Genomic DNA, 20,172 nt, shown 5'->3' with positions numbered 1-20,172 from the left:
CAAAGCTGGGTTGCGTGGCTGGAAGAGCGGTGTGGGCCTCAGCTGTGGATCACCCGCCCATACGCGTCGAGCACGCTCTCGTGCATCATCTCCGAGAGGGTCGGGTGCGGGAAGACCGTGTGCATCAGCTCTTCCTCGGTGGTCTCGAGATTCATCGCCACGACGTAGCCCTGGATCAGCTCCGTCACCTCGGCCCCGACCATGTGGGCGCCGAGCAGCTGGCCGGTCTTGCGGTCGAAGATCGTCTTCACCAGGCCGTCGGGCTCGCCCAGCGCGATCGCCTTGCCGTTGCCCGCGAAGGGGAAGCGGCCGACGCGCACGTCGAAGCCCTGCTCCTTGGCCTTCGCCTCGGTGAGGCCGACGGACGCGATCTGCGGCTGGCAGTAGGTGCAGCCCGGGATCTTGCCCTTGTCCATCGGGTGGGTGTGCAGGCCCTTGATGGTCTCGACGCAGAGCACGCCCTCGTGCTCGGCCTTGTGGGCGAGCATCGGCGGGCCGGCGACGTCGCCGATGGCATAGATCCCCGGCACGTTGGTGCGCCCGAGCCCGTCGGTCGCGACGATCCCGCGCTCGATGGTGACGCCGAGCGCCTCCAGGCCGAGCGTCTCGACGTTGCCGACGACGCCGACCGCCGAGATCAGCTTCTCCGCCGTGAGGGTTTGCGTCTTGCCGCCCTCAGTCTCGACCGTCGCGGTGACCGAATCGCCCCCCTTCTCGACCTTCGTCACCTTGGCGCCGGTGAGGATCCTGATGCCCTGCTTCTCGAAGCGCTTGCGGGCGTGGGCTGCGATCTCGTGGTCCTCCACCGGCAGGATCTGCGGCAGCAATTCCACCACCGTCACCTCGGCCCCCATGGTGCGGTAGAACGAGGCGAACTCGATGCCGATCGCGCCCGAGCCCATCACCAGCAGGCTCTTGGGCATCTGTTCCGGGACCATGGCCTCGTAATAGGTCCAGATCTGCTTCTTATCGGGCTCGATGCCGGGGATCGCCCGCGGCCGGGCGCCGGTCGCCACGATGATGTGCTTGGCCTGGTAGGTGCCGGCGGCCTTGGCGCCCTTCGGCGCCTCGGCGCGCCTGGTCTCCTTGACCACGACCCGTCCGGCGGCGTTGCCCTTCGGCGCGGCCTCGATCGCGGCCTCGCCCCAGATCACGTCGACCTTGTTCTTCTTCAACAGCATGCCGACGCCGCCGTTGAGCCGGCCGGAGACGCCGCGCGAACGCTTGACGATGGCGGCCGTATCGAACCGGACATTGTCCGCCGACAGGCCGTAATCCTTGGCGTGCTGCATGTAGTGGTAGATCTCGGCCGAGCGCAGCAGCGCCTTGGTCGGGATGCAGCCCCAGTTGAGGCAGATGCCGCCCAGATGCTCGCGATCCACCACCGCCGTCTTGAAGCCGAGCTGGGCGGCCCGGATCGCCGCCACGTAGCCGCCGGGACCGGCGCCGATGATGAGGACGTCGTAGGTGTCGGACATTCAGGTCTCCGGGGAGGGCGGGGCGGCGGGACTCAGACCAGCATCCCCATCGGGCTCTCGATCAGCCCCTTGAAAGCCGCGAGCAATTCGGCGCCCAGCGCCCCGTCGACCACCCGGTGGTCGCAGGAGAGCGTCACCGTCATCGCCTGAACCACCGCGGGGGCGCCGTTCTTGGCGACCACCCGGGCCTCGCCGGCGCCGACCGCCAGGATGGTGCCGTGGGGCGGGTTGATGACCGCTCCGAACGACTTGATGCCGAACATGCCGAGATTCGACACCGCCGTGGTGCCGCCCTGGTACTCGTCGGGCTTGAGCTTCTTGGTCCGGGCGCGGGCGGCGAGGTCCTTCATCTCGGCCGAGATGGTCGAGAGGGTCTTCTGCTCGGCGCGGCGGATCACCGGGGTGAACAGGCCGCCGTCGATCGCCACCGCGACGCCGACATCGGAATGACGGAAGCGCAGGATCCGGTCCTCGGCCCAGACGGAGTTGGCGGCCGGCACCCGCTGCAGGGCGAGCGCCAGGGCCTTGATGACGAAGTCGTTGACCGAGATCTTGAAGGCCGGCTTGCCGTCCTTGTCCTTCGTCGCCCCGGCATTGACCTGCTCGCGCAGCGAGAGCAGCGCGTCGAGCTCGACGTCGAGGGAGAGGTAGAAATGCGGGACGGTCTGCTTCGACTCGACCAGGCGCTTGGCGATGGTCTTGCGCATGCCGTCGAGGGGCACCTCCTCGTAGGAGCCCGGCTCGAACATTCCCATCACCTGCTTGGCGGTGAGGCCGAGCGGCAGGGCGGCGCCGGCGGTGGTGGCGGGCTTGGCCGGCAGGGCCGCATCGGGCAGCGCCTCGGAGCCGGGGGCCTGCCGGGGCGCCTGCCCCCCTTGGGCGGGCTGGGCCGCCGGCTTCGCCGCACCGGCCTTGGCCGTTCCGCCCTCGATGGCGGCGCGGACGTCGCGCTCGATGATCCGGCCGTGCGGGCCGGAGCCCTGGACCGCGCCGAGGTCGAGGCCTTCCTGCTTGGCGATGCGGCGGGCGAGCGGCGAGGCGAACAGGCGCCCACCGTCCGCGTGCCCGGCCGCGCCGTTCGGCTTAGCTCCGGCCTGATCTGCCGCCGGCCGTGCGCCCTCCGGCGCGGTGTCGACCCGCTCGTACGACATCGTGCCGCCGCCGGGCGTCTCGTTGCCGGCGGGCGCCCGCGTCTTCGCCCCTTCGGACGTCTCGGCTGTCGCGGGCGCCTGCGCCTTGTCCTTCCCGTTGCCGCCGGCCTGCACGCTCTTGGGATCCTCGCCCTCCTCGGCGATGAGGGCGATCAGGTCGTTGACCGGCACGTCGGCGGTGCCCTCCGGCACCACGATCCTGGCGAGCACGCCCTCGTCGACCGCCTCGACCTCCATGGTCGCCTTGTCGGTCTCGATCTCGGCGAGCACGTCGCCCGACTTGACGGTGTCGCCCTCCTTCTTGAGCCACTTGGCGAGGTTGCCCTTCTCCATCGTCGGCGACAGGGCGGGCATCAGGACGTTGATGGGCATGGATTCAGGTCTCGGCGGGAGGAGGGGCGGCCGGATCGTCGAAGGGGAACAGGTCGTCGAGCGGGAAGGAGACGGCGTCGAAGGGCGCCAGGGATACGGCCTGGCCGCGCGCCACGGTGCCGAGCAGCAGCCAGCGTCCGCCGGTGAGGGCGAAGGCTTCGAGCACGCCGACGGCGGGATCGAGCAGCCAGAGATGGCCGACGCCGGCCTCGGCGTAGATCCGGCGCTTCGGCCCACGATCGAGCCGGACGGTGGAGGGGGACAGGATCTCGCAGACCCAGTCCGGTGGAATATCGATGAAAGCCGCGTCGGGGTCGACGGACGACAGGCGCTCGCGGCGCCACCCGGCGAGATCGGGCACCAGAACCTGCCGTCCGAAATGAAATTCGGTCCGAGGCATGAACAGCCAGCCGCCGGGACCGCCGCGTCCGCGGGAGAACGGCGCCCCCAGCTCGCCGGCCAAGGCCGCGAGGGCGGCGCCGAGCCGCGGCAGCGTATGCGCGTGGGTCTCGAGCCTGCCATCGACGATCTCGGCCACGAGGTGGTCCGGCACCGCCTCGAGGTCGGCATAGGTGGCCCAACGCGGCGCGGCCTCGGCCATGGGACGCCTCAGTTGAAGCTCTCGGGATCGAGGCTCTCGGCCTCCATCCCGGCGCGGATGCGCGCGAAGGCCTCCTCCTCGGACAGCTCGGTCTCGCGGGCATAGACCTGCGCCGCCTGGCGGGCGAGGTCGATGAGGAACCGACCCCAGGTCGCCGGGTCGTCGAAGGAGCGGCGGAGCGCGACGCTCACCGCGCCGTCGACCACGGCGGCGCGCAGCACCTCGATGCCGCCCTGCTCCAGGGCGTCGGGCGGGATGTCGAGGGCCTCGAAGCGGGGTTCGTCCTCTGCCATGGCATCCTTCTCCGGACCGCTCACCGGTAGCAGACCGCCTTGGCCGCCTCGATCACCTCGGCGACGTTCGGCAGGGCGAGCTTTTCCAGGTTCGCCGCGTAGGGCATCGGCACGTCCTTGCCGGTGATGCGCAGGACGGGAGCATCGAGGTAGTCGAAGGCGTCGACCATCAGGCGGGCGGCGATCTCGGCGCCGATGCCGGATTGCGGGAACCCTTCCTCGACGGTGATGCAGCGGCCGGTCTTCTTCACCGAGGCGACCACCGTCTCGGAATCCATCGGCCGGATGGTGCGCAGGTCGATCACCTCGGCCTCGATGCCCGCCTCGGCGAGCTCGTGGGCGGCCTTGAGGGCGTAGGTCATGCCGATGCCGAACGAGACGATCGTCACGTCCTTGCCCTCGCGGTGGACCTTGGCCTTGCCGATCGGCACCGTGAAGTCGTCGCCCTTCGGCACCGGGAAGGACTGGCCGTACAGGATCTCGTTCTCGAGGAAGACCACCGGGTTCGGGTCGCGGATCGCGCTCTTCAGCAGGCCCTTCGCGTCGGAGGCGGTGTAGGGCATCACGACCTTGAGGCCAGGCACGTTGGAGTACCAGGCGGCATAGTCGTGGCTGTGCTGGGCGCCGACGCGGGCCGCCGCGCCGTTGGGACCGCGGAACACGATCGGGCAGCCGAGCTGGCCGCCGGACATGTAGAGGGTCTTGGCCGCCGAGTTGATGATCTGGTCGATCGCCTGCATGGCGAAGTTGAAGGTCATGAACTCGACGATCGGCCGCAGGCCCGTGAACGCCGCGCCGACGCCGACGCCGGCGAATCCATGCTCGGTGATCGGGGTATCGACGACGCGCTTCGCGCCGAATTCCTGCAAGAGCCCCTGCGTGATCTTGTAGGCGCCCTGGTACTCGGCGACCTCCTCGCCCATCACGAAGACCCGGTCGTCGCGGCGCATCTCCTCCGCCATCGCGTCGCGCAGGGCCTCGCGGACGGTCTGGGTCACCATCTCGGTGCCCTCGGGGATCTCCGCCATCGCCCGGTCTTCGCTGCGGTTGGTGATCACCGCGGGGGAGGCGGGCTTGTCCACTGGCTTGTCGTCGCCCGTCTTGGCGACGGGGGCGGGGCGCTCGGCCTGGCCTTCCGCCTGCATGTCGGGGGCCGGCGCCGTCTGGCCCTCAGCCTTGCCGTCGCCCTTGCCGTTGGACTTCGCCCCGCCGGCCTGCACGCTCGTCGGATCCTCGCCCTCCTCGGCGAGCACCGCGATCGGGGTGTTGACCGCGACGTTGTCGGTGCCGTCGGCGACCAGGATCTTGGCGAGCACGCCCTCGTCGACCGCCTCGACCTCCATGGTCGCCTTGTCGGTCTCGATCTCGGCCAGGATGTCGCCGGCCTTGACCGGGTCGCCCTCCTTCTTGAGCCACTTCGCGAGCTTGCCCTGCTCCATCGTCGGCGAAAGGGCGGGCATCAGGATGTCGGTCGCCATGGGGGACTCTGTCGATCCGGGTTTGGGGCGCGCCGGTCGGGCGCCGGCCGAAAGGGGCGGGGTCGTCCGCGCGCGGCGCGGACGACCGAGGCGTCAGAGCAGGGGCGCTAGAGCAGGATGTCGGTCCACAGCTCGGACGGATCCGGCTCGGGATCGCTGGTGGCGAAATCCGCCGACTCGTTCACGATCTCCCGCACCTTGGCGTCGACCGCCTTGATCTCGTCCTCCGCCACCTTGTGCGGCCCGAGCAGGCGCTTGCGGACCTGCTCGATCGGGTCGGATTCCTCGCGCATCCGGGCGACCTCGTCCTTGGTCCGGTACTTGGCCGGGTCGGACATCGAGTGGCCGCGGTAGCGGTAGGTCTGCATCTCGAGGATGTAGGGCCCCTCGCCGTCGCGGGCATGGGCGATGGCCCGGGTCGCCGCCTCGCGCACGGCGCGCACGTCCATGCCGTCGACCTGCTCGCCCGGGATGCCGAACGAGACGCCGCGCTTCGAGAAGTCGGTCTGGGCCGAGGCCCGCGAGACCGAGGTGCCCATGGCGTAGCGGTTGTTCTCGATCACGTAGACCACGGGCAGCTTCCACAGCTGCGCCATGTTGAAGCTCTCGTAGACCTGGCCCTGGTTGGCCGCACCGTCGCCCATGTAGGTCAGGCTGACCGCGCCGTCGCCGCGGTACTTGTTGGCGAAGCCGATGCCGGTGCCGAGCGACACCTGCGCGCCGACGATGCCATGGCCGCCGTAGAAGTTCTTCTCGCGGGAGAACATGTGCATCGAGCCGCCCTTGCCGCGGGAATAGCCTCCCTTGCGGCCGGTGAGCTCGGCCATCACGCCCTTCGGCTCCATGCCGCAGGCCAGCATGTGGCCGTGGTCGCGGTAGCCGGTGATGACCTGGTCGCCGTCCTTCGAGGCCATCTGGACCCCGATCACCACGGCCTCCTGGCCGATATAGAGGTGGCAGAACCCGCCGATCAGGCCCATGCCGTAGAGCTGGCCGGCCTTCTCCTCGAAGCGGCGGATCAGCAGCATCTCGCGATAGGCGTGCAGGTCCTCGTCCCGGCTGAAGGCCGGCACGTTCGAGGCCGAGGGCGGCGGGGCCGCCTTCTCGCGGGTCTTGTCGTTCCCGCGGCGGGCCTCTTTCGCGGCATCCATCGGCACCCTCCCGGCTGCTACCCTTATGGGACCGGTTCTAGGGCAGGTGCCTGCGCAAATCGAGCGGTTTGGGGCCGAAAGCCGCTGCCTGGGGATGACGCCCGGTCGCCGTCAGGGATTGATGATGACGACGTCGTTCGGGTGGACGCGGCCGAGCACCACCCGGGCCCGCTCCTCCAGGAGGTCGCGGTCGATCTGGTCGCTGCGCAGCAGGGCGACGCGGCGCTCCCACTCGCCCCGGTCGGCCTTGGTGGCGTCGAGCTCCTGCTGGAGGTTGTAGGCCTGGATCTTCAGGGCCCGCTTGGCTTCGAGGCCGCGGCTTCCGCTCTCGGCCTCGTGCAGGAAGTAGCCGACCACGAGGATCGACACGGCGTAGAGGCCGAGCGGCAACAGGACGGCACGGGCGCGACGACGGACTACCATGCGGGGGAGGATGGGACGGGAGGGTTAAGGAAGGTGTAACGGGGGCTTCGATCGCAAAGCCTCTTATGAAGCAAGCCTGTCCCGGACACCTTCGGAAGAAGATTGACGCGGGTGCCCCCTCTCCCCGCGGGCGGGGGGAGAGGGCCATGCCCCCGTCCAGGGGACATGGCAAGCGGAGGCGCAGCCGGAGCGAGGGTGAGGGGGTCTCGACGAATGAGGCTCCTCCGGAAATGCCCCCTCACCCTCGCCCTGCGGGCTTGCTGATCCCCCTGGACGGGGGATCAGCCCTCTCCCCGCCCGCGGGGAGAGGAGAGACCAGCGTCCTTTTCCTATCTGGGGTGGCCCTCATCACGAAGGAAACATGACGATGCCGCTGGAGACTTGTCCGCACGACACGGCGGAGCATCTGAGAACCGATGAGGACGCCGCCTTGTACATCGAGGCGGTGCTGGAGGACGGAGACCCGGCGCTGATCCGCGACGCCATCGGCATGGTCGCCCGGGCCCGCGGCATGACCCAGATCGCCCGCGAGGCGGGCCTGAGCCGCGAGAGCCTGTACAAGGCGCTCTCGCAGACCGGCAATCCGAGCTTCGAGACCGTGCAGGCGCTGGGCCTGCAGCTCAGCGTGAAACGCGCCGACGCGCCGACGTGCCGGCGGCCTGACGCAGGATACCGGGCTCACGCCCCACCGCGCCACGCCGCCGGCGTGACGCCGGTCGCCTGGGCGAAGCGGCGGGTGAAGTGGCTCTGCGAGGCGAAGCCGCAGGCGAGCGCGATTTCGGCGAGACCGGTCCGTCCCTCGGCCAACAAGTGCTTGGCCCGCGCGATCCGCCGCTCGGTCACGTAGCGGTGCGGCGCCAGGCCGAAGCTCGCCTTGAACATCTTGGCGAAGTGAAAGGTGCTCAAGGCCGCTTCGTCGGCCAGCACCTCGAGGGTCAGCGCCTCGGCGAGCCGCGTCTCGATCAGTTCCGCGATGCGGCGGCGGATGGCGGGCGCGAGGCCGCCCTTCACCGTCCTCTGTCCGCCCGGGCCGGCATGGCGCCGCAGCAGGGCGTGGAGCAGGAGGTGGCAGGCGGAGCCGAGCGCCATCCGGTCGGCGCCCGCCGCCCAGTCGAGGGGCAGCACGGCGCCGCGCATCAGCATCGCGGTGGCGGGATCCTCCGCGAAGGTCAGCTCGCGCAAGGAAACGGCGCGGGGATCGAGGCCGAGGGCGCTCACCGCCTGGTAGGCCAGGGTCTCGGGCGCGACGTAGAGGTGGAGCATCCGCAACGGACCGCCGATCAGCCACCGGCTCTCGTGGCCGGCCGGCAGCAGGCAGAGCCGGTCCGGTCCGCCGCCCGAGACGGCGCCGTCCTCCCGCACCACGCCCTCGCCGCCCTCGAGGTAGAGGCTCAGGGTGTGGTGGTCCGGCCGGTCGTAGCGGGCGCGGTTGTCGCGGTTGTGCCATTCGGCCAGCGACAGGCCACGGCCGATCTCGGCGCTGCGCAGGAGCGCCGCGCCGGTGCGGGACAGGGCATCGTGGACGTCGGGATTCGGCTCGGTCATCGCGTCGATCGGGGTTCGCGCTCCGAGCGTAGGGGCCGGACGCCGCCGTCGGCAACGGGCCGGGCGCTGGCCGGAGCGGAAAGTCCCGAGAAAGCCCCAAGAATGGACAACGCCATCACCGGAACCGGGAAGCCGGCCGGGCCGGCACCGCCTATCCGGGAGCCGCAACCCGACTGGAAACCGACATCCCCGTGACCGCCTTCCTGTACGCCCTCACCGTGCTCATCTGGGGCACGACCTGGATCGCCATCAAGCACCAGCTCGGCCCGGTCGCCTTCGAGGCGTCGATCGTCTACCGCTTCGCGCTGGCCGGCCTCGTGCTGGCCGGCGCCCTCGCCCTCACCGGACGGCTTACGGCCATCCCGTGGCGGCACCAGCCCTTCGTGCTCTTGCAGGCGCTCTGCCTGTTCTCGTGCAACTTCGCCTGCTTCTACCTGGCGACGCGCTCGGTCCCGAGCGGGATCGTCTCGGTGGTCTTCTCCGCCGCGACCGTCTTCAACGTCGCCAACGCGTACCTGTTTCACCGCCGCCGCCCGGCGCCGCGGGTGCTGGCCGGGGCGGTGATCGGGCTTCTCGGCATCGCCTGCCTGTTCCGGGACACGCTGGTGAGCACCGCCCTCGACCGCGACACCGCCATCGGCCTCGGCCTGGCGCTGCTGGGCACCTGGTTCTTCTCGGCCGGCAACCTCGTCTCGGCCCGCAACCAGCGCCACGGGCTCCCGGTCGCCACGGTGAATGCCTACGGGATGCTGTATGGCGCCGCTCTCGTGGCGGCGGTCGCCGTCGTGCTCGGCGTGCCGTTCGGCTTCGATCCGTCGCCCGCCTACGTGGGGGCGCTCCTCTACCTCGCGATCCCCGGCTCGGTGATCGGCTTCACCGCCTACCTGACCGTGGTACACCGGATCGGGCCCGAGAAGGCCGCCTACATGACGGTGCTGTTCCCGGTCGTGGCGCTGACGATCTCGGTCTTCGCGGAAGGCTACCGGGTGACGCCGCTCGCCGGCCTCGGCTTCGCCCTGGTGCTCGCCGGCAACGCGGTAGTGTTCGCGCCGCGGCTCCCGTGGTTCGCCCCACGAAAAGGCCGCCCGGAGGCGGCCTGCGACGCGTGATGTGAATGCGGGGAGGGGCGCTCGCGCCCCTCCGCCACGAGATCAGCCGACCTTCAGCGCCCCGCGGCCGAGGTAGCGGGCCTGCGAGCCCAGGCCCTCCTCGATGCGGATGAGCTGGTTGTACTTGGCCAGTCTGTCCGAGCGGGCGAGCGAGCCGGTCTTGATCTGCCCGCAATTGGTGGCGACGGCGAGGTCGGCGATGGTCGCGTCCTCGGTCTCGCCGGAGCGGTGCGACATCACCGCGGTGTAGCCGGCGCGGTGGGCCATGTCGACGGCGGCCAGGGTCTCGGTCAGCGAGCCGATCTGGTTGACCTTCACCAGGATCGAGTTCGCCGTCCGCTTGGAAATCCCCTCCGACAGGCGCGTCACGTTGGTGACGAACAGGTCGTCGCCGACGAGCTGGCAGCGGTCGCCGACCTTGTCGGTCAGCGCCTTCCAGCCGGCCCAGTCATCCTCCGACATGCCGTCCTCGATCGACAGGATCGGGTAGGAATCGACGAGCTTGGCGAGGTAGGCGGCCTGGGCCTCCGGATCGCGGGTCTGGCCCTCGCCCTCGTAGACGTACGAGCCGTTCTTGAAGAACTCGGTGGCGGCGCAGTCGAGCGCGATGACGATGTCGCGGCCGGGCGCGAAGCCGGCGGCGCGGATCGAGTCCATCACGAAGTCGAGCGCGGCTTCCGCCGAGGGGAGGTTGGGGGCGAAGCCGCCCTCGTCACCCACGTTGGTGTTGTGGCCGGCCTTCTTCAGGGCGCCCTTGAGGGTGTGGAACACCTCGGCGCCCCAGCGCACCGCCTCGGCGAGCGAGTCGGCGCCCACCGGCATGATCATGAATTCCTGGAAGTCGATCGGGTTGTCGGCATGGGCGCCGCCGTTGATGATGTTCATCATCGGCACCGGCAGGATCCGGGCCTGGGTGCCGCCGACATAGCGGTAGAGCGGCAGGCCGGAGGCCTCGGCGGCGGCCTTGGCGACGGCGAGCGAGACGCCCAGGATCGCGTTGGCGCCGAGCCGCGCCTTGTTCGGCGTGCCGTCGAGCTCGATCATCGCCTCGTCGATGGCGGCCTGCTCCTCGGCGTCCATGCCGCCGATGGCGTCCAGGATCTCGCCGTTGACGGCTTCGACGGCCTTGAGCACGCCCTTGCCGCCGTAGCGGGACTTGTCGCCGTCGCGCAGCTCCACCGCCTCGTGCGCGCCGGTCGAGGCGCCGGAGGGAACGGCGGCGCGGCCGAAGGAGCCGTCCTCCAGCAGGACATCGACCTCGACGGTGGGATTGCCCCGGCTGTCGAGGATCTGGCGGGCGGCGATGTTGGTGATCGCGGTCATGAGAGGGATCTCTCGGGCAGGGTACGGGTCGCGCGGCTTATCGGCCAAGATGCCGCCTGCGGCAAGCCGCCCAAGGGTGGGGACGGGGACGGATCCCGGATCGATCGACCCAGGGTTACCGGCCGCGTGGTCCGGCGTGTCACGCCCGAGTTTCGCGCGAGGCCGCGTCGGACTATATGGCGGCCATGACCCAAGACATGATCCAAGACATGACTCAGCATGCCCGCCAGCTCGGGCAGCCCACCGCCCAGCCGCGCTCGCCCGAGGAGGCCCAGCTCGACCGCGTGCCGAACCCGCACCCGGACACCGATTACTGCGCCCGCTTCACCGCACCGGAATTCACCTCGCTCTGCCCGGTCACCGGCCAGCCCGACTTCGCCATCCTGGTGATCGATTACGTGCCGGACCGGTGGCTGGTCGAATCGAAATCGCTGAAGCTCTACCTGCACAGCTTCCGCGACCACGGCGCCTTCCACGAGGATTGCACCGTCGGCATCGGCCGTCGCCTGACCACGCTCCTGGAGCCGCGGTATCTCCGCATCGGCGGCTACTGGTACCCGCGCGGCGGGATTCCGATCGACGTGTTCTGGCAGACCGGCACCCCGCCGGCCTCGGTCTGGCTGCCCGACCAGGGCGTGCCGCCGTACCGGGCGCGGGGCTGAAACGGAGAAGGGCGGCCGGGTCACCCCGGCCGCCCTTCGTCTGTTCAATGTCGCGTCAGGCCTCAATAGCCATACCCGTAGGCCGGGGCCGGGGCGCCGTAATAGCCGTAGCCGTTGCGGCGAGCCGCATCGGCCGCCGCCGCCGCGCCGATCGCGCCGACCGCCGCCCCGGCGATGCCGAGGCCGACCGCGGCGCCCGGCGAGATGCCGCGACGACGGCCGCCATAGGCGTAGGGCCGGCCGGCATAGCCGCGACCGTAGCCGTGGTTGTGACCGTAGCCATGACCGTAGCCGTGACCGCGCCAGCCCTGAGCCTGCGCCGGCGAGGGCGCGACGGTGGACATGGCGCCGAGGGCGACGGCGAGGGCCGGGATGATCGCCAGCTTGCGCATCGTTGATCTCCTGCGTGCGTGGAAGCCTTATGACCTCGATAACGACCTCGGCCGGGCAGAGTTCCGACAATCGTGTCCCGGGGTCATCCCGCCGCGCCGTCGCCGGATCGTGGAACCGGCGGCCGCGACGGGTGGCGTGACTGGCGCTGATCCTCGCGGCCGGCACCTGAACTCCGGCTGAACTTCCCCGGCGGCTCGATCGTCAGCCCGGACGCCCCAGGCGGCGGGCGGTGAGAAGCCCGAGGACCAGGATCGCGGCGGCGCAGACGCTCAGGGCCGGCAGCTGGCCGATCGTCTCGAGCCCGAATCCCAGTACCGCGACGCCGATCGCTTGGCCGCAGAAGAACGAGAAGGCGTGCAAAGCCACCGCCGAGGCCCGGGCTTCCGGCGCCACCTCGGTCACCTGCACCTGGAAGGTGTTGTGCAGCATGTAGAAGCCGAGGCCGAGCGCCCCGAGCGCCGCGGCATCGGCCTGCCAGGAGCCGGCGAGGCCGACCACCATCAAGGCGCCGCCCGAGACCGCGCCGCCGGCCATCAGCATCCGGGTCTGGCCGAGGAAGCGCAGCAGCAGCCCGACGGTGAGCGAGTAGGCGAGCCCCCCGGCGGCGAAGCCGGCGAGCACCAGGCCGGCCTCCTTCGGCCCGCCCTCGCCGCGCGCCTCGATCAGGTGGGCGAGGTGCGGGAAGATGCCGAATACCGCGACCGCCTCGACGAAGACGGCGGCAAACAGCACCCGGGCGCGGGGATTGCGCAGGATGGCGCGGTAGCGCGCCAGCGCCGGCGCGAGGGCGAAGCGCCCACCGGCGGCGCGCAGGCGCTGGGCGAAGCCGATCGCGACTCCGAGCAAGCCCAGCCCCCCGACCCCGGCGGCGAGGCAGAACACCCCGCGCCAGCCGATCGCGCCCTCGATCAGCCCGGCGACGGTGGAGCCGGAGAGCTGGCCGAGGATCACCGCGACGAGGAAGCGGCCGATCGCGACCTGGCGCCGCGCCATCGGGATGCGGTCGCCCATCATGGCGAGCGAGAGCGGAATCACCCCGCCGGCCGCCGCACCCGCCAGCATCCGCAGGCCGAACAGGGTGCCGATGTCGCTCGCCGCCGCGCAGGCCGCGAGCGCCACGGTCAGCACGCAGAGGCAGGCCACCACCACCCGCTCCTTGCCGAGGGCATCGCCGACCGGCCCGAGGATCGGCTGGATCAGCGCGTAGGGCAGGGCGAAGGCGGTGGAGAGGAGCGCCACGGTGGCGGGCGGGCTCGCGAGGTCGCGGGCGAGCACGCCGACCAGCGGCTCGACCACCCGCCCGGCGAAGGTGCTGGCAAAGCCCCCCGCGGCCAGGACCGCGATCAGGCGGGAGGGCGAGTCGCCGGCGGCACCGGCGGGAGGCATCTTGTCGGACGACATCTCGTCGGAAGGTCTCTTGGCGGCGTCCATGACCGCCGCCTCGCCGTCAGCCGCCGGCCCCGTCCGAAGACCGTGCCTTGGCGAGCCGGTCGAAGGCCTGGAGCTCGGCGAGCAGGGCCGGCATCTGGCGCAGCGGCACCATGTTGGGCCCGTCGGAGGGCGCCCGGTCGGGATCGGGATGGGTCTCGATGAACACGCCCGCGACCCCGACCGCCACCGCGGCCCGGGCCAGCACCGGCACGAACTCGCGCTGGCCGCCGGAGGTGGCGCCCTGCCCGCCGGGCTGCTGCACTGAATGGGTGGCGTCGAACACCACCGGCAGGCCGCCGCTCACCCCCGCCATGATCGGCAGGGCGCGCATGTCCGAGACGAGGGTGTTGTAGCCGAAGGAGGCGCCGCGCTCGGTCAGCAGCACGTTGGGGTTGCCGGCCCCGGTGATCTTGGCCGCCACGTGGGCCATGTCCCAGGGGGCGAGGAACTGCCCCTTCTTGACGTTGACGACCCGGCCGGTGGCGGCGGCCGCCAGCAGGAGGTCGGTCTGCCGGCACAGGAAGGCCGGGATCTGCAGGATGTCGACGGCCTCGGCCGCGGCCGCGCAGTGACCGGCCTCGTGCACGTCGGTGACGACCGGCAGGCCCAGGGTCTCGCGGATCTCGGCGAAGATCGGCAGCGCCTGGGCGAGGCCGAGGCCGCGGCTCGACCCGGCCGAGGTGCGGTTGGCCTTGTCGAACGACGACTTGAACACGAGGCCGATCCCCAGGGAGGCCGTCATCGCCTTGAGGGCGCCGGCGACCTCGAAGGCGTGGTCGCGGCTCTCCAGGGCGCAGGGGCCGGCGATCAGGCTCAGCGGCAGGTGGTTGCCGAAGCGGACGGCGCCGGCGGCGACGGTGACGGGGGCGTGCGGGAGGGATTGGGTCGACATGGTCCCGAGGGGTAGCGGGTTTCGGTGAGTGCGGGAAGGTGGTGAGGTTGAGAGTCGATCACCCCCTTCCGGCCACGCTTCCGATTGCGCCCATCCCCGATAATTGACAAATATCCATCATAGGAGACAATCGACCCCGACAGGAGCCGCGCCATGCCATCTCGCCCCAATTGCCCGCCCGCGGGGACCGCCCGATGACCGGCGCGGCTCTCCTCTGCCTCGTCGCCGGGGCCGCCCTGGTGGTGCAGAATGCGCTGATGGGGGCGATCGTGGCGCGGGGGACCGGGCTGACCGGGGCGCTCCTGTGCAACTCGCTGGTCGGGCTGTCGCTGCTCGGCCTCGTCGAGGCCTGGCGCAGCGGGCCGGCCTTCCCCTTGCGGCTGATCGAGCGGGCGGAGCCGTGGTTCCTGGTGCCGGGGCTGCTCGGCACGCTGGTCGTGGCCGCCAGCCTGTACGGCTACCGCCAGCAGGGGGCGACCGTCACGGTGGCGTTGGTGGTGGCGGGGCAGTTGGCGGCGGGAATCGCCGGCGATGCGGCGGGCCTGACCGGCCGCCGCGGGACCCTCGGGATGGAGACCTGGCTCGGGGCCGCGCTGCTCGTCGCCGGCGCGGTCCTGATCCTGCGGGGGCGGACCTGAGGGACGGGGACGGCGCGACGCCGGCCCCGCCGGTCAGCCTCTCCCAGGTCAGCCTCTCCCCCGGGGCGCCTCGGTGGCGGTGGCGGCGAGACCGTCCGGTGCGGCGCCGTGGCCGAGCAGGTTGACGGCCACGTGCAGGCCGATGGCCGGTCCGAAGACCAGGGCCAGCATGAGAAGGAGAACGACCACGACGCTGCGGTCGCGGGGTACGGCGCCGGAGCGGGCGCGCATCGTCATCAGGGTCATGGCTCACCTCGTTCGACCGGCCGCATCGGCGCCGGTCGCGGGCGAGCCCGATCAGCGATCAGGCGCGGGTCACGCGAGGCGGCACCGAGGCGGCACGGTCCGTCGACTACTGTCGCTGGGCATGGGGATCGTGGATGTCCGGTGATGTCGCGCACGGCCGAATCGTCGGCCGCCACGGACAAGGGGCACATGCGTGCGAACCCGACCCGCGTCAAGGGGGGACGGCGCGCTTTTCACCGCCCAGGCTCTCCGCCCAGGTTCTCCGCCACAATGGCCCGCCATGCGCGCCGGCCGGGCGATGGGATCGCACAAGCCCTTTGTTCTCGCCGCATTTCTTTGCCACAAGCCGGACGACCTGCGCCGGACGAGACAGAGCCGGCCCTGCCCCTTCACGAAGGCCAGCCTCTCGTTCATGCCCGATCCCGTGACCCACCCCTCCGACGACGCGGCCCCGGTCCCGACCGGGGTGCCGGGCCTCGACAGCATCCTGGAGGGGGGCTTCGCCGCCAACCGCGCCCACCTGATCGAGGGGCGGCCGGGCTCGGGCAAGACCACCCTGGCGCTGCAATTCCTCCGCGACGGCGCGCGGCTGGGCGAGCGCTGCCTCTACATCACCCTGTCGGAGAGCCGGCGCGAGCTCGTCTCGGTGGCCGCCCGCCACGGCTGGTCGCTCGACAGCATCGAGATCTTCGAGCTGGTGCCGCCGGAGCTCAGCCTCGATCCACGCCAGCAGCAGAGCCTCGTCCATTCCTCCGACCTCGAGCTCGGCGAGACCGTACGCCTCGCCATCGCGGAGATCGACCGGGTCAAGCCGCAGCGGGTGGTGTTCGACAGCCTGTCGGAGATCCGGCTGCTGTCCCAGGGGTCGCTGCGCTACCGCCGCCAGGTGCTGGCGCTGCGCAGCTACCTCCTGATCCACGACACCACCGCGCTCCTCCTCGACGACCTCACCGCCGAGCAGGACGACCTCAACCTGCATAGCCTCTGCCACGCGGTGTTCCAGCTCGAGCAGCTGGCGCCGCTCTACGGCGGCGAGCGCCGGCGGCTGCGGGTGATCAAGATGCGCGGCACGCATTTCCGCGGCGGCTTCCACGACTTCGTCATCCGCCGCGGCGGCCTCGTGGTGTTCCCGCGCCTGGTCGCCGCCGAGCACGGCCATGCCTACGAGCCCGGCCGCCTCGGGAGCGGCAATGACGGCCTCGACGCGCTCCTCGGCGGCGGGCTCGACCGGGGCACCAGCACGATGCTGCTCGGCCCCTCGGGGGTCGGCAAGTCCTCGACCGCGCTCGCCTACATGACGGCGGCGCTGGCGCGGGGCGAGCGTGGGCTGATCCTGAGCTTCGACGAGCCGATCGGGATCCTGCAGCGCCGGGCCGCCGGCCTCGGCATGGACATCACCGAGGCGATGGCCGACGGTCGTCTGCGGGTCGAGCAGATCGACCCGGCGGAGGTCTCGCCGGGCGAGCTCGCGGCGATGGTGCGCGACGCCGTCGAGCGCGAGGACGTGCGCCTGGTGCTGATCGACTCGCTCACCGGCTACCAGAACGCGATGCCGGGCGAGCAGTACCTGCTGCTGCAGATGCACGAGATCCTGACCTATCTGAACCAGCTGGGCGTGACGACGCTACTGGTGCTGGCGCAGCACGGGCTCGTCGGACAGATGTCCGCCACCGTCGATCTGACCTACCTCAGCGACACCGTGGTGCTGTTTCGGTTCTTCGAGGCCGACGGGCACTTGCGCCGGGCGGTGTCGGTGGTCAAGAAGAGGGTGGGGCCGCACGAGGACACCATCCGGGAACTTCGGATCAACGGCGGCGGTTTGCGTGTCGGAGAGCCGCTGGCGGGGTTCCGGGGTGTCCTGACGGGCGTGCCGAGCTATCACGGCCGCCTGCTGGCCGAGCGGGATGGGCCGGACCTGGGCAATCATGAGAGAGAGTGATCCTCCGGTCCTGATCCTCGCCCCCGCCGGGCGCGACGCCGCGGTGGCGGGCACGATCCTCGACGAGGCCGGCCTGCGGGCGGAGATCTGCACCGACCTGCCGGCGCTGGTCGCCCGGCTCGACGAGGGCAGCTGCGCGATCCTGACCGAGGAGGCCCTGCGCGCCTCCGACCGGCACGGGCTCGCCGCCTATCTCGCCGGGCAGGAGCCGTGGTCGGATTACCCGTTCGTGCTGCTCACCCTGCGGGGGACCCCGCCGGACGCGCGGCTGATGGACTCCCTCGGCAACGTCACCCTGCTGGAGCGGCCGTTCCACCCCGCCACCCTGGTCACCGCGACCCGCTTCGCCGTGCGGGCGCGGCGGCGCCAGCGCGAGGCCGCGGCCTTCCTGCACGAGCGTCAGCAGACCGCCGAGCGCCAGGCGCTGCTGATCCGCGAGTTGCACCACCGGGTGAAGAACACGCTGGCGACGGTCCAGGCCTTGCTCGGCGCCTCGGCGCGGGGCGCCACCAGCGTCGACGAGTTCTACCAGGGCTTCTCGGCCCGGGTGATCTCGCTCGCCAAGACCCACAACCTCCTGACGGAGGATTACTGGCAGATGGCCTCGCTCCAGGAGATGCTGGAGAACGAGCTCGGCCCCTACAACGACGAGGCCGGCAAGCGCATCGCGCTCAAGGGCCCGCTGGTCGAGCTCACCGCCGACCTCGCGGTGCCGACCGGCATGGCGATCCACGAACTGACCACCAACGCCGCCAAGCACGGGGCCCTCTCGGTGCCCGAGGGGCGGATCACCGTGACCTGGGCGGTCGACCAGGGCGAGACCGGCCGGCGCCTGCGCCTCGACTGGACCGAACGCGGCGGCCCGCGCACCGCGGAGCCGACCCGCAAGGGCTTCGGCTCGACCCTGCTGCAGCGGGTGCTCACCATGCAGTGCGGCGCCGACATCCGCTTCGACTTCAAGCCGGCCGGCCTGCATTTCCGCATGGAGGCTCCGCTGGTCGAGCACCGGACGGTGCCGCATTACTGAAGCCCGCTCGACGCGGGCCACGTCTTGCCATGTCTTTGCCGATACGATGTCCGGACGAGTCCTTCCGGACATCGCGACAGCACTGGCCGAGCGCTCGGTCGGATCTTGCGGGATCGAGGTCAAATCCTGACGTCACCCTGAGGCTCGCCGAGAACGAGACCCCGGGGATGACGAGGAGGACGTCATCCCCTCGCGCCTTGGCATCGACACGTCGATGCCAAGGCGTCCCGGCGCCGGCGCCCGTTCGGGCGTGCCTTGCGCCGTCGAACGGATCCGCTCGACGGCGCGGCGGTATCAAACCCGGCAGGACCATCGCGCACGCTCGGGAGCACGCTGCGGCGGCCCGCCGGTCACGCCGCCCGCACCGCCTCCGGGAGGAGCGCCGCCGCCACCGCCTCGGGCGTCGCGAACAGGTGGGCGGGCCGCGCGGCCGCCAGCGCCGCCGCCCCGGTATAGCCCCAGGTGACCGCCCCGAAGGCGAGGCCGGCCTGCGTCGCGGCGGCATGGTCGCGCAATTCGTCGCCCAGGCACAGCACGGCGGCGGCAGGCAGGCCGCTTCCGCGGGCCACGGCGCGGAACCGCCGCGCCTTGCCGAACAAGGACGTGCCGCAGGCATAGACGTCGATCAGCCCGGCGCTCCGCGGCCCGAGCACCCGGCGCACCACGTCCTCGCGGTTCGAGCTGACGAGGGCGAGCGCGACGCCGCCGGCCGCCAAGCGGGCGAGCAGGGCGGGGATGCCCGGGAAGGGCGCGAGGCCGTCGGCATCGCGGACGGCGAGGCCGTGCATGTGGCGGGCGATAAGCGGCAGCTTCCAGGCCGGCACGCCGAGGCGCCGCATCACCCCGCGCGCATCCATCGCCCGCAGCAGGTCGACCTCGTCGGCCGCAGGGCGGCGGAAACCGTAGCGGTCGGCGACGCCGGGCAGCACCCGGGTGAACCACGGGAAGGTGTCGGCGAGGGTGCCGTCGAAATCGAGGATGACGAGCCGGTAGGGCGGCCCGCCCTCCCGGTCCGGCGCTACCAGCACACGCGGGGCAGTCGGCGCTTCCAGCGCTGGCCGATGCGCAGGTCTTCCTCGCCGGCGCGGCGCTTGGGCCGCAGGCGGATCTCGCCGGCATCGGAGCCCTGCGGCCCGGGCGCGGCGTCCGGTCCCTGCGACGTCGGCGCTTGAACCCGGGGCAGTTGAACCTGGGGCACTTGGACTTGGGACGCCTGGGCCTTGGGCACCTGGATCTTCGAGTCGATCCGCGGGACGGCCGGGACGGCGATCGGCGCGGGGGTCTGGATCGGCGCCTCGTCGGGCCAGTCCTCAGGCCAGACGAAGGCCGGGCGCGGGCCGGCGGCCCGGCGCGGGGCCGGCTCGGCGGCGCGGTAGCGGCGCACCCGGGGCAGCTTGGCCTCGGGCTCCGGGGCGGCTTCCGGCTCGGGCTCGGGCTCCGGCGGGGCGATCAGGCTCGGCAGGACGCGCTTGGCGGGGGCGGCCTGCTGGGCCGGGGCCGCGAAGACCTGATCGACGGTCTTGTCGAAGGGGGATTTCTCGGGGGTCCGGTCGGCGGAAGACTTGCCGGGGACAGACTTGCCGGGGGGAGATTTGCTGAGGGGGGACTTGCCGGCAGCAGACTTGCCGGAAGCGATCTGGCCGGCCGGATTCTTGGAAAAGACCGACAGTTCCGGCGAGTCGAACCGGCCGGACTGGGTGGCGGCGGCGGCTTCCTCGAAGAGACCCGTCCCGGCCCAGAGATTGCGGCCGGGGGAGGCCGGCTTGCGCTCGGGATCGACCGGCGCGGCGAGGCTCGCCACGGGCTTTCCGGCTGGAATTTTGCCGGCGGATGGCTTGCCGACGGGAGGCTCGCTCTGGGGCCGCTCGCTGTCGATCAGGGGGGAAGTGCGGCTGCGCTTGATCTCGACCGTGAATGACGGTCTCGCGCGGTGGCGCGTCATTGAATGTCCTGAAGCGATCTGTTCGGAATCAGTTGCCCGCGGCCATGCGCGCGGGCACGATCCTCACTTAGGATGGGT

The 20,172-nt window shown here is 71.3% G+C and carries 20 protein-coding genes and 1 pseudogene; 6 read left to right on the top strand and 15 right to left on the bottom strand.

Annotated elements, in window-relative coordinates; genetic code table 11:
* Positions 1 to 38 precede the first annotated feature (38 nt).
* The 7 genes from lpdA to FF100_RS16585 form a co-directional block, all read right to left on the bottom strand.
* A complete protein-coding gene (gene lpdA / locus FF100_RS16615) occupies positions 39 to 1,478 on the bottom strand; it encodes a dihydrolipoyl dehydrogenase (RefSeq protein WP_139036791.1) in 1,440 nt (479 codons plus the stop codon).
* Between the two features lie 32 nt (positions 1,479 to 1,510).
* Positions 1,511 to 3,001, bottom strand: a complete 1,491-nt coding sequence (locus FF100_RS16610; RefSeq protein ID WP_139036790.1) for a pyruvate dehydrogenase complex dihydrolipoamide acetyltransferase — start codon at positions 2,999 to 3,001, stop codon at positions 1,511 to 1,513.
* Positions 3,002 to 3,005: 4 nt separating this feature from the next.
* A complete protein-coding gene (locus FF100_RS16605; RefSeq protein WP_139036789.1) occupies positions 3,006 to 3,602 on the bottom strand; it encodes a Uma2 family endonuclease in 597 nt (198 codons plus the stop codon).
* Positions 3,603 to 3,610: 8 nt separating this feature from the next.
* Positions 3,611 to 3,895 (bottom strand): DUF5076 domain-containing protein, encoded by a 285-nt coding sequence (locus FF100_RS16600; RefSeq protein WP_099904470.1) that lies wholly within the window; start codon positions 3,893 to 3,895, stop codon positions 3,611 to 3,613.
* A gap of 20 nt (positions 3,896 to 3,915) precedes the next feature.
* Positions 3,916 to 5,373 (bottom strand): pyruvate dehydrogenase complex E1 component subunit beta, encoded by a 1,458-nt coding sequence (locus FF100_RS16595; protein WP_139036788.1) that lies wholly within the window; start codon positions 5,371 to 5,373, stop codon positions 3,916 to 3,918.
* Between the two features lie 107 nt (positions 5,374 to 5,480).
* On the bottom strand, positions 5,481 to 6,524 hold the full coding sequence (gene pdhA / locus FF100_RS16590; RefSeq protein WP_139036787.1) for a pyruvate dehydrogenase (acetyl-transferring) E1 component subunit alpha: 1,044 nt from the start codon (positions 6,522 to 6,524) through the stop codon (positions 5,481 to 5,483).
* A 111-nt stretch (positions 6,525 to 6,635) separates the two neighbouring features.
* A complete protein-coding gene (locus FF100_RS16585; RefSeq protein ID WP_139036786.1) occupies positions 6,636 to 6,947 on the bottom strand; it encodes an FtsB family cell division protein in 312 nt (103 codons plus the stop codon).
* A gap of 367 nt (positions 6,948 to 7,314) precedes the next feature.
* Here FF100_RS16585 and FF100_RS16580 point away from each other — a divergent pair.
* A pseudogene (locus tag FF100_RS16580) lies at positions 7,315 to 7,584 on the top strand (addiction module antidote protein); the annotation flags it as partial.
* A gap of 41 nt (positions 7,585 to 7,625) precedes the next feature.
* On the opposite strand, the gene FF100_RS16575 reads toward FF100_RS16580, so the two are convergent.
* Positions 7,626 to 8,492: a helix-turn-helix transcriptional regulator gene (locus tag FF100_RS16575; protein WP_139036785.1), complete on the bottom strand. Its 867-nt coding sequence runs from the start codon at positions 8,490 to 8,492 to the stop codon at positions 7,626 to 7,628.
* 191 nt (positions 8,493 to 8,683) lie between these two features.
* Here FF100_RS16575 and FF100_RS16570 point away from each other — a divergent pair, with 191 nt between their 5' ends.
* Positions 8,684 to 9,601: a DMT family transporter gene (locus FF100_RS16570; RefSeq protein WP_139036784.1), complete on the top strand. Its 918-nt coding sequence runs from the start codon at positions 8,684 to 8,686 to the stop codon at positions 9,599 to 9,601.
* Between the two features lie 42 nt (positions 9,602 to 9,643).
* Here FF100_RS16570 and eno read toward each other — a convergent pair whose 3' ends face one another.
* Positions 9,644 to 10,924: a phosphopyruvate hydratase gene (gene eno / locus FF100_RS16565; RefSeq protein ID WP_139036783.1), complete on the bottom strand. Its 1,281-nt coding sequence runs from the start codon at positions 10,922 to 10,924 to the stop codon at positions 9,644 to 9,646.
* Between the two features lie 209 nt (positions 10,925 to 11,133).
* On the opposite strand from eno, the gene queF reads away from it, so the two are divergent.
* Positions 11,134 to 11,586: a preQ(1) synthase gene (queF, locus tag FF100_RS16560; RefSeq protein WP_139036782.1), complete on the top strand. Its 453-nt coding sequence runs from the start codon at positions 11,134 to 11,136 to the stop codon at positions 11,584 to 11,586.
* A 62-nt stretch (positions 11,587 to 11,648) separates the two neighbouring features.
* Here queF and FF100_RS16555 read toward each other — a convergent pair whose 3' ends face one another.
* The 3 genes from FF100_RS16555 to kdsA all read right to left on the bottom strand — a co-directional run bounded on the left by FF100_RS16555 (position 11,649) and on the right by kdsA (position 14,302).
* Complete coding sequence (locus FF100_RS16555) at positions 11,649 to 11,978, bottom strand: hypothetical protein (protein ID WP_139036781.1); 330 nt, start codon at positions 11,976 to 11,978, stop codon at positions 11,649 to 11,651.
* A 202-nt stretch (positions 11,979 to 12,180) separates the two neighbouring features.
* Entirely contained in the window at positions 12,181 to 13,380 is a 1,200-nt protein-coding gene (locus FF100_RS16550) for an MFS transporter (RefSeq protein WP_425463321.1), read from the bottom strand.
* Positions 13,381 to 13,426: 46 nt separating this feature from the next.
* Positions 13,427 to 14,302, bottom strand: coding sequence for a 3-deoxy-8-phosphooctulonate synthase (gene kdsA, locus FF100_RS16545; protein WP_139036780.1), 876 nt, complete (start codon positions 14,300 to 14,302; stop codon positions 13,427 to 13,429).
* A 194-nt stretch (positions 14,303 to 14,496) separates the two neighbouring features.
* On the opposite strand from kdsA, the gene FF100_RS16540 reads away from it, so the two are divergent.
* Positions 14,497 to 14,940 (top strand): DMT family transporter, encoded by a 444-nt coding sequence (locus FF100_RS16540; protein ID WP_139036779.1) that lies wholly within the window; start codon positions 14,497 to 14,499, stop codon positions 14,938 to 14,940.
* Positions 14,941 to 14,988: 48 nt separating this feature from the next.
* Here the strand turns inward: FF100_RS16540 and FF100_RS16535 are convergent, their stop codons facing one another.
* Entirely contained in the window at positions 14,989 to 15,186 is a 198-nt protein-coding gene (locus tag FF100_RS16535) for a hypothetical protein (protein ID WP_139036778.1), read from the bottom strand.
* Positions 15,187 to 15,598: 412 nt separating this feature from the next.
* On the opposite strand from FF100_RS16535, the gene FF100_RS16530 reads away from it, so the two are divergent.
* Positions 15,599 to 17,125, top strand: a complete 1,527-nt coding sequence (locus FF100_RS16530; RefSeq protein WP_171070198.1) for an ATPase domain-containing protein — start codon at positions 15,599 to 15,601, stop codon at positions 17,123 to 17,125.
* On the top strand, positions 17,112 to 18,152 hold the full coding sequence (locus tag FF100_RS16525) for a sensor histidine kinase (protein ID WP_139036777.1): 1,041 nt from the start codon (positions 17,112 to 17,114) through the stop codon (positions 18,150 to 18,152). The genes FF100_RS16530 and FF100_RS16525 overlap by 14 nt, the downstream gene beginning before the upstream one ends.
* 350 nt (positions 18,153 to 18,502) lie before the next feature.
* Here FF100_RS16525 and FF100_RS16520 read toward each other — a convergent pair whose 3' ends face one another.
* On the bottom strand, positions 18,503 to 19,180 hold the full coding sequence (locus tag FF100_RS16520) for an HAD hydrolase-like protein (RefSeq protein WP_139036776.1): 678 nt from the start codon (positions 19,178 to 19,180) through the stop codon (positions 18,503 to 18,505).
* On the bottom strand, positions 19,171 to 20,094 hold the full coding sequence (locus FF100_RS16515) for a hypothetical protein (RefSeq protein ID WP_139036775.1): 924 nt from the start codon (positions 20,092 to 20,094) through the stop codon (positions 19,171 to 19,173). The genes FF100_RS16520 and FF100_RS16515 overlap by 10 nt, the downstream gene beginning before the upstream one ends.
* Between the last annotated feature and the right edge of the window lie 78 nt (positions 20,095 to 20,172).

It is taken from the genome of Methylobacterium terricola (assembly GCF_006151805.1).
Classification (GTDB): Bacteria; Pseudomonadota; Alphaproteobacteria; order Rhizobiales; family Beijerinckiaceae; genus Methylobacterium; species Methylobacterium terricola.
Note: the sequence above shows the minus strand (reverse complement) of the source record. Positions and strands in the feature narration are given on the sequence as shown.